This window comes from Legionella sp. (assembly GCF_965140895.1).
Taxonomy (GTDB): Bacteria; Pseudomonadota; Gammaproteobacteria; order Legionellales; family Legionellaceae; genus Legionella.
The window spans coordinates 1-9,222 of record NZ_CBCSKT010000161.1 but is presented as its reverse complement, the minus strand read 5'-3'; the positions used below and the strand labels follow the sequence as shown (position 1 = coordinate 9,222).

Sequence of the window (9,222 nt, the reverse complement as noted above, 5' to 3'; positions counted from 1 at the left end):
GCGTGCTGGGCGCGCTCGATGGAAAATCGAGAATGAAACCTTCAATACACTCAAAAATCAGGGTTACAATTTTGAGCACAATTATGGTCATGGTTATAAAAATTGATGCGCTCGTAAACTATGTTCAAGTTTTGCAAATTTAGCTGCTTTAGTATTACTCACTACATCATTGGCTAGTACTTCATCTTGATATAAATGATGCAACGCTACATATCCACCAGATGGTTTTCCTGTTTTATCTTTTATTGTTTTAACATCGCCAGAAATTATAGGTGCCTCAGGAAACGCAGAATAATTTCTATTTGGCGCAATTGTTACATTAAAACGTATAGCGTCTTCAAATTCTTTTTTTTGAGCCTCACTAATAGCCTCTTCTGAAGCCATTTTATAGCTAATGTTTCTGCTTATAGGATCGACATTAATAATTGCAGATGCCCATTTGGGTGTAGAACCCTCCAGATGCCCATTTAAATTAACCATCAATGGAATAGAATAAGGTTCTGTATCATTAGTATGTTTTTTGCGTTCATCACATAAGATGACACCGATGTCCTTTGCACTAAAATTTGCGATATGAATCTTATCCGCCATTCCAGTGTTTAGAACAAATCGTTTAATATCTAAAGTGGTCAAGGGTTCATGAGAACCCAATTGTGATTTTAAATACTTTTCTTGGATACCTGCAGAATTAACGTTGCGAACTAAATAAATTTGCTTCGCATCAGCCAATTTTTGTTGTATTGGCACTATCGCTATTCGAGCACCAATTTCATCAAACTCAATATCTTTTCTTTCTTCTTCGGAAGGAACAAGACAATAGGCAAGAAGAGAACGAACTTCATCGTAATCATTCTTGTCTGATTGATTTATTCCCAATCAAAGTGATCAGGAAGATTATCTTCAATAAATTGGCATGCTTGCTTAAACGCGTCTTTAGAAGCGTCACCTATTTCCTGATTAAGTCCTAAATCTATTTTATAGAGTGATAACAACTTATCTATGATACCTTGTTCGATTTGAGCCATATAGGAGAGTTTAGGGCTGTGGGTTACCAATAAGATATCCAATTTGTTTAAGCGCTGTAATGTTATCGCAAATTACTTTAATAATGGCGAGTACAGGCAAAGCAAACATTATTCCAGTGAAGCCCAACAACATCCCTCCGATAATCAGGCCTAAAATCGCAGCAAAGGGATTAATACTCACTTGCCTTCCAACGATATTTGGTGTGAGGAAATTGCCTTCAATAAACTGCACCAGCATAAACACAAAAAGCACGCCGACAGGATACCATAAAGAATCTTTTGTAAAGAGCGCAAAAAACATTGGCAAAAGCGCACCTAATAAAATCCCGATGTAGGGTATTAAAGTAAGTACCGCTGCCATCACTCCAAAAAAAATAGCATTTGCAACGCCTAAAGCAAAAAGACCTAACATGTTAAGGATCGCTACAATTAAAATGACAAAGAATACGCCCAAAACATAGCTACTCACGACCTCTTGAATCATGTTGAGAGTTTTGGTTAGTTTTGCATGATGCGGCAATTTAATCGATTTATATAAAAAGGCAACAAGAAATGCCCGATAGTACAGGATAAAAAATAATGAAATAATAAAAATAACAAAGGCCGTTATAAAATTGGTCGTTGTATGAAGGGTACTATTCATAAAAGATACACTATTTTTTAAAACGGCATTAAGCGCGTCTTTCAGTAAAGACACTTGCTGTTCCAAACTAATTCCTAAAAGTTCGGTCAACCAATTTTGTATTTTTCCGGCTAACCCAGTAAACGCTCCGCCAAAAGATTGCATTTCAAAATCAATATTTCTTATTTGTGATGAGAAAAAAATGGCGAGTCCTAAAAACACCAAGAGAAATAACATCACGGAAATAAGAGTGCTTACCAAGCGGGGCATTTTAATATATTCCAATTTTGTGGCAAACGGCCTTAATGCTAAAGCCACAATAAACGCAGCCAATAAAGGATTAAATAAACTTCGTGAAATCACCAAGAGATATCCAGTAAATAAAATACTGCCTAAGGTATAAAAGTATTTTGTTGTAAAAGTCATGAAACATACTCTTCATAGTGGTGGTTATACTGCAATCAAAGCCAGTATAAATTATTTATAAAGCGAACACGCGTGCTAAGGCGTAGCATAACTCAAACCAATTTAATATACAGCAAAACAGCATGTTACTCTTCGATGAAATAAGCCGCCACACTTAAAAATTGATATGATGATCTCTGCGATTATGGTGTAATTTGGCATACTCATTTAGAATTAACTTTTAAGGCTGAAGATGGGGTTTTAAATGGAAACGCATTTGTCAAAAAAAACGCAACACGTTGTGATTATTGGATCCGGTTTTGGTGGGCTAAATGCTGCAAAAACATTGGCAAATCAACCTGGAATTTCAGTCACCATTATTGATAAAACAAACCACCATCTATTCCAACCATTATTATATCAAGTAGCTACTGCAGCCTTGTCTCCAGGAGATATTGCAGCTCCTATTCGCGAAATATTCCGAACTAGTAAAAACGTCAAAACCTTAATGGCTACAGTGACCGCTATAAACAAAAACGATAAGGTGATAAGCCTTGATGATCATCAGCACATTTCCTATGACTATCTAATCGCGGCCCCAGGATCGCGCCATTCTTATTTTGGTCAAAATCAGTGGGAAAAAACCGCTCCTGGATTAAAAACCTTAAAAGATGCTCTTCGTGTTCGCGAAATGATATTAACTTCATTCGAGTTAGCGGAGAATGCTATTGATCCATCACTGATTGAAAGTTTATTAACCTTCATTGTTATCGGCGCTGGGCCAACAGGAATCGAAATGGCTGGTGCAATAGCTGAAATTGCGCATCAAAGTTTACAAAGTAATTTTCGCTCAATTGATCCTGGTAAGACCAAGGTTTATCTTATCGAGGGTGGTAATCAGGTTCTCAATAGTTACCCTGAAAAATTAGCAGCCTATGCACAACGTACTCTTGAAAAACAGCGTGTAACCGTGCTATTGAATACACGAGTCACAGAGATTACTACCGAAGGCGTAGCCTTTGGTGGTCAATTTATTCCAGCGCACAACATTATTTGGGCAGCCGGAAATGAGGCATCACCGCTATTAAAATCACTTGATGTTCCCTGCGATAAATCAGGTCGGGTTATTGTTCAATCCGATTTAAGCCTGTCTACGAATCCTGAGGTGTTTGTAATTGGCGATGCAGCTTGCTATCAAGAAAATAATCAGCCACTACCTGCTATTGCGCCTGTTGCGCTGCAACAAGGTAAATTTGTCGGAAATTTAATTAGAAAACAATTGCCGGTGAATAACAGACCTACTTTTCATTATAAAGATAAAGGCATGATGGCAAACATTGGCAGATTCAATGCCCTGGTATTATCCGGTCCCTTGCAATCCAGCGGTTTTTTTGCATGGCTAGCTTGGTGTTTTGTTCACATTTACTTTTTAATCGGCTTCAGAACTAAAATATTGGTCTTTATAGATTGGGTGTTCTACTTTTTTAAAGGACAAAGAAATGTGCGCTTAATAGTAAGACCCGCGAAGATGAGAAAAAGGGAAAAAAACTCCTAACTTACGCATATCAGACTCAATGAAAATTTAAAGGGAAAAGAACTGCGCCATATTTTTGCCATAACATCTGTATCGCTCGTTCGGCATAAGGACGCTGCTCATGGGATTGATTGTCTCTAATTACCAATAGTTTTTCTAAGGTATTACTTAAAATGCCCATGGACCATTGAATTCTTGCATTGCATTAAGTGTTTTTCTAATGGAGGTATCACTGACCTCATTGGCATCAAAAACATCACCCGCAACCAGAATCGCATCTACCTTGTGTTGATTTGCGAGCTTTGCAATAGTTTTAATTGCATCAAATCGTGCCTCACGTAAAAAAGCAGCAAGTCACCTTTGATGTTTGCGAATTGTTTGCCGATTTGCCAGTCGGCTGTGTGGATAAAAGATATTGTCATAGTTATATTGGGACCGAATTTGTGAGAGCCAATGAGGTTCTTAATCTCTGTAACAAAACATGGGAATTAATGACCCGCTTCGCAGAACTTGCAAAGCAAGGTCAAAAGAAAAGGAGCTAAAGGGTTAAAGCCCGAGAACACCGCACGCCATACTGATTGGCCTTAACGAGGGTAAGTAAGTGGGTGCTACCACCAGAACTGAAGGTCTCGTACCACACTCCGTTCTGTGGATTACCCTCATACTCGGTAGAACTCCAGTAGCGCCCTGCAAGACAATCTGTGCCACTAGGAGGAAGACATGAAGTACTTGGTGTTCCTGCGCTTGGGTCTCCAAGCAAGAATGAAAGATTGGCCACCATGCTTTGCGCTCCCGCAGGACAAGTGACAGTTCCATACACCGCATCCATTTCGCAAGAGGCGGTCAAATACCAATCAGAATAGGTATTTATGGTTGCCGTGCATAAGCCTGCGGCATAATCTGTTCGGTTTGTTGGTCCGGGAGAAAGGGTATAAGGGCTACCGCCAATACCATAGCCTGTTTTATAGGCATCATAAAGCGCTAAAATATTGCCGCTATTACACTGTCCCTCACTTGCTCCATTACAGGTGGCAAATACACTGGATGCCGGAAAAGGAAACGAGCCTTCATTGGAGTAAGTTGAGTTGTATGTTGCTTGGGCGTTGGCGTAAGAATCGTTTGGTGTCGAGTTATCAGCAATTAATGGAATAATGTCATTACTGACGTTTGCGCTTGTACTCCCGCTTCCATTGGAACTCCAAATAATACTCGTAGCTTGAGGGCCTGAGCCGATATAAGGCGCTGCCTGGTCTACCAGTGATGCCACTTTACCGCCAATACTGTTTGTATTGGCGGTCGTGTCATCTACAGAATATAGAAAACCACCTTGATACTGACAGCCGTAACTCAATACCACAATATCGCTCGTTACTGCTGTGGTAACATTGGCGGCACTCACCGTAATTGTGTCTGGTGTTGGCGCAATCCCTGTGTTGCAGCTAGACGTAGGATTAACGCCTGGCGTGACTGTAATCGTGCATGTAGCGCCTGCGGCGAGTGTAGCGCCACAAGTCGATGATGCCGTAGTTGCAGGTGATCCTCCTGGCCAGGTCGGGTAGACAATGCTTAAGCCTGTAGCCTCATTTACCCCAGTATTTTTAATCGTAATCTGCCTTGGATTCCCAGTTAACGCTGGATTGAGTGTTGTATCGTTAACCGAGAGCGCTAAGGTTGATGGCGTAGCACTCAATGTTGTTGCTCCTGGTTGACATTGCAGTGCATTCATGTTGAAAAAAGTCCTATTCGTATTTGTTCCTTTGACCACTACATTAGTCACTAGAAATGGATTGGATGCACTTGAAATAAATGAGATAGTGCAACTGGCTCTTGGACTTAATATTTGTGGACAACCATTATTTTGAGACACAAAACTTAGGAAGTTTGTATCAGGAGATGATACGGTTATATTTCTCGCACTAATTATGGAGTTATTGGTCACGGTAATGAAGCCAGGAGGATTCAGACAAGTAAGACTACTGATATTTATAGTGCAATTTTGAACAAAGTTAGAGCAGACAACCGCACTATGCTCATTGGACTTTACCGTAAGCTCTGCAATAGCATCAGAGCTATTGTTCTGTAGCGTTTCTGCCAAAGGCGGTTTTCCAGCAGAAGTTTGTTGTGTAACTAATAAAAACAATCCCAATAGCCCTTTGTTTAACATGATAAAAATCCCTAGTTTATTGTTTATTACTTAAGGGACTGTAACAAAGGAATTACTTAAAGACAAAATAAAATATACTAAGAGGCTATACGAAAAATACAGTTCTAATGTAATGAACCATCCCACCCGGAGACAGCGCCTTATTAAGAAGTGAGATTGATAAACTAATCGATTTGCGGCTTAACAATGAAGCCGTATCAATAGAACAAATAAATACCTGTAAAAATAAATTAAAATTGTTAAAACAAGCTTGGGATGAATATTATGCATTGCGTCCTATATCATGCGTATTAAATATAGTGACCAATTCCTTAGTTACTCTGCCTGCGCCATTGGGGCGGCGATTGGAGGCGGTATGCTTCTGTATACGGCCCCCATTAGCATGGCTTTATTAGGCTTCGCACTTAGCCTCATCGCCACTATGATACTAATGCTCGCTGTTTATTCTATAAACGTAGATGTTAGGATTTTAAGAAACAAACCATTCCAGGAAATTGAAAATTGCCTGGATGCAATTAAAGAACATAATGTCGAGGAATTCGAGGAACAAACACCGGTTGGTGACCAGACTCAACCAATATGTTGCTAACCTCGCTGAAGGTGGCAATATCATCGGATTAAGGCAAAGCAAGATACAATCATCTTGCCTTAATCTCGCGGCCACCAAAAGATCCATTGCCTTGCGCATAATGACCTTTGCGGCGCTCAAATAATCTATCTCTGCTAAGTTATCCTGCGCCAAAGCCAGAATGTGTGCTCCCAAAAACCCTTTACTTGACAATATTACAACGAATCTTTACAGGGGAGATGAAATACCAACTAATTCTCTACGAAGGCCCAATTAGGGAATGGATCTGAAAAATGCTTCCAGCTCTCTTTTCCTGATGAAATTTCCTCTTTGGAAAGTAGGCAGTTGTCTAACATACTCGTGATCTCAGCAACATCAATTCCAAGGCCAATGAAAACAAGTTCTTGGCGTCTGTCACCATATTCAGGATGCCAATAAGTTTCTTTGACTATTGAGAAATCACTATCCTCCTTTTGCTGCTCCTCGATATTTTCAGCCGCTGCCCACCAAAGACCTGCTGCCTCATGCTCTACAGCACAGCCCGCTTGAGAAAGATGACCAACCCAGTCATAACGAGAGGCCAACCAAAAATATCCCTTGGCTCGAATCACATTACCCCAATCGCTTTCTAAAAATTCATAAAATCGTTGTGGATGAAAAGGTTTGCTTGCACGATAAACAAAACTATTAATACCGTAAGTTTCAGTTTCAGGAATATGTTCTCCCCTGATTTCTTTTGCCCAACCTGCTGATTGTGCTGCTTTTTCCTCATCAAAAAGCTTGGTCTCTAATAGTGACTTAAGCTCAACAACTCCATAGATAGATTTAACCAATACAGCCTCAGGATTTAACGCTTTGATGATAGACTCAGCCATTTCTAACTCTTCAGCATCGACCCTATCTACTTTATTCAAAATAATAACATTCGCAAATTCAATTTGATCGACTAAAAGATTTACAACACTGCGCTCGTCATCTTCACTGACAACCTGTCCTCTTTGTTGTAAAAAATCATCGCTATGATAGTCGCTGATAAGACTAGATGCATCTACTACAGTCACCATAGCATCGATATAAGCTACATCACTTAACGACTTACTTTGATCATCTCGAAATGAAAAAGTTGCTGCGACAGGCATGGGCTCTGAGATCCCCGTTGACTCAATCAGTAAATAATCAAAACGATTTTCCTCCGCAAGACGTCGAACTTCAATGAGCAAATCATCACGTAAAGTGCAACATATACAACCATTCTGCATTTCCACCAATGACTCTTGTGTTTTTGATAAGTTCGCTGTACCTGCTTTAATAAACTGTGCATCAATGTTGATTTCAGACATATCATTAACAATCACAGCCACTTTAAAACCTTGGCGATTAGTTAAAATATGATTCAATAGCGTTGTTTTTCCTGCACCGAGATAACCTGACAATACCGTTACAGGTAATTTTTTAAACATTAATGACACTCCGATAAGAATAAAAGTGTTATATTGTAACACCTACTTGATGTGTTACAATATAACACTATAAATTTAATTATGTTGTTCGCATTAAAGCAAGGCGAAAGCACAGTGTTCAATTTATCGTAGAATTAATACAAGAGTTCGGAGCAAGGAACCCAGGATTGCTTCACCTCGTTCGCAATGACAAAATTTAGGTATTCCTATATATTCCAACAGCTAGCGATAGCCAACCCATGATAAAGCATATGCCGCCAATCGGGGTAATTATTCCCAATGGTTTAATCTTTACTATACAGAGTAAATACAAACTTCCTGAAAAAAACAAAATACCAGCAATAAATAAATACCCTGCCCAACGTACACACTTTAAATTAGCATGTAACAGAAGCAAACCCATCATGACCAACGACAAACTATGCACAAACTGGTAAAAAATTCCGGTTTGGAAGATTTTCATTTGATCAACACTAAATTTTCCTTGCAAACCATGGGTGGCAAAGGCTCCCAAAATGGTGGCAAGCAGAGCGAATATGGCGCCTGCGGCTATAAAACGTTTTACCACTACTGTTTCTGAAATAGAATTCATGTTTCTCCACAAACTAATTTGATTAGGGGGCATAAGTGTTTTGCTCTGTAGCTAGGCAAAACATTGAATTTTCATGATGCTAGGGAGCACAGGTGTTCGGATAGGACGAATAATTTTAGCTTAATTAAACCATGGAAGTCTATGTTTCAGCTTTTAAAACATAGTGTCAGGGCAATTTTTAAATACTGCCATATTATTGTAAAATAATCCGATATCATCGCTTTACTCAATAATCCTCCTCTTTCGTATCAATAATTAAGGAACGTTATGATCGTTATTTTCGTCCATGGCTGGAATGTCACAAATACCAATACTTATGGAGAGCTTCCACAATGGCTTGCAAGCCAGAGTAAAGACGGAATGCTGGATATCCAGATTGGCAACATCTATCTTGGACGCTACATTAGTTTTGACGATACCGTAACAGTCGATGATATAGCACGAGCATTTGATCAGGCAGTGCGTGATGAACTCACTGATAAATTGCAAGATGGGGAACGTTTTGCGTGCATCACTCACTCTACAGGTGGCCCCATTGTACGTAAATGGATGGATTTATACTTTAAGAATAATCTTGCTCAATGCCCATTGAGCCATCTGATTATGTTAGCCCCTACCAACCACGGTTCTGCACTGGCGCAACTTGGAAAATCTCGACTAAGCCGAATCAAAAGCTTTTTTGAAGGCATTGAACCTGGGCAGCATGTACTTGATTGGCTAGAACTTGGCAGCGATATGAGCTGGAAACTGAATGAAAGCTGGCTTGATTATGATTGCCTAATGGCGCTGCCTTAAGGTGTACAAGAATTAGTAATTTTTAGTTTAATCTATTGAAAAGTAATGAAATCAGTT

9 protein-coding genes and 1 pseudogene are annotated in these 9,222 nt (G+C 39.5%); 4 read left to right on the top strand and 6 right to left on the bottom strand.

The genetic code is table 11. The annotated features are described in order from the left end of the window. Positions 1–93 precede the first annotated feature (93 nt). Genes ACQY7T_RS14245 through ACQY7T_RS14235 form a run of 3 tightly spaced genes read right to left on the bottom strand, consistent with a single transcriptional unit; the run spans position 94 to position 2,073 of the window. A complete protein-coding gene (locus tag ACQY7T_RS14245; RefSeq protein WP_428414201.1) occupies positions 94–876 on the bottom strand; it encodes a hypothetical protein in 783 nt (260 codons plus the stop codon). After that, on the bottom strand, positions 867–1,055 hold the full coding sequence (locus tag ACQY7T_RS14240) for a hypothetical protein (protein WP_428414200.1): 189 nt from the start codon (positions 1,053–1,055) through the stop codon (positions 867–869). The genes ACQY7T_RS14245 and ACQY7T_RS14240 overlap by 10 nt, the downstream gene beginning before the upstream one ends. Beyond that, positions 1,036–2,073, bottom strand: a complete 1,038-nt coding sequence (locus ACQY7T_RS14235; protein ID WP_428414199.1) for an AI-2E family transporter — start codon at positions 2,071–2,073, stop codon at positions 1,036–1,038. Before ACQY7T_RS14235 ends, ACQY7T_RS14240 begins: the two co-directional genes overlap by 20 nt. Before the next feature lie 244 nt (positions 2,074–2,317). Between ACQY7T_RS14235 and ACQY7T_RS14230 the strand changes: the two genes are divergently transcribed. Continuing rightward, positions 2,318–3,607 carry an NAD(P)/FAD-dependent oxidoreductase gene (locus ACQY7T_RS14230; protein WP_428414198.1) on the top strand — a complete coding sequence of 430 codons (1,290 nt, stop codon included), beginning with the start codon at positions 2,318–2,320 and terminating at the stop codon, positions 3,605–3,607. 308 nt (positions 3,608–3,915) lie between these two features. Next, the gene (locus ACQY7T_RS14225) at positions 3,916–4,128 is read left to right on the top strand and encodes a hypothetical protein (protein ID WP_428414197.1); all 213 of its coding nucleotides are present in this window, start codon (positions 3,916–3,918) and stop codon (positions 4,126–4,128) included. Here the strand turns inward: ACQY7T_RS14225 and ACQY7T_RS14220 are convergent. Beyond that, positions 4,125–5,750, bottom strand: coding sequence for a hypothetical protein (locus ACQY7T_RS14220; RefSeq protein ID WP_428414195.1), 1,626 nt, complete (start codon positions 5,748–5,750; stop codon positions 4,125–4,127). The two genes, ACQY7T_RS14225 and ACQY7T_RS14220, sit on opposite strands and share 4 nt — an antisense overlap. 355 nt (positions 5,751–6,105) lie before the next feature. Here ACQY7T_RS14220 and ACQY7T_RS14215 point away from each other — a divergent pair, with 355 nt between their 5' ends. Further along, on the top strand, positions 6,106–6,339 hold the full coding sequence (locus ACQY7T_RS14215; protein WP_428414194.1) for a hypothetical protein: 234 nt from the start codon (positions 6,106–6,108) through the stop codon (positions 6,337–6,339). Between the two features lie 230 nt (positions 6,340–6,569). Here ACQY7T_RS14215 and ACQY7T_RS14210 read toward each other — a convergent pair whose 3' ends face one another. Both ACQY7T_RS14210 and ACQY7T_RS14205 read right to left on the bottom strand, forming a co-directional pair. Next, positions 6,570–7,778 (bottom strand): GTP-binding protein, encoded by a 1,209-nt coding sequence (locus ACQY7T_RS14210; RefSeq protein ID WP_428414193.1) that lies wholly within the window; start codon positions 7,776–7,778, stop codon positions 6,570–6,572. A gap of 196 nt (positions 7,779–7,974) precedes the next feature. Continuing rightward, a complete protein-coding gene (locus ACQY7T_RS14205; RefSeq protein ID WP_428414192.1) occupies positions 7,975–8,370 on the bottom strand; it encodes a DUF423 domain-containing protein in 396 nt (131 codons plus the stop codon). Positions 8,371–8,637: 267 nt separating this feature from the next. Between ACQY7T_RS14205 and plaB the strand changes: the two are divergent. After that, positions 8,638–9,147: pseudogene (gene plaB, locus ACQY7T_RS14200) on the top strand (phospholipase PlaB); the annotation flags it as partial. Positions 9,148–9,222: the final 75 nt, after the last annotated feature.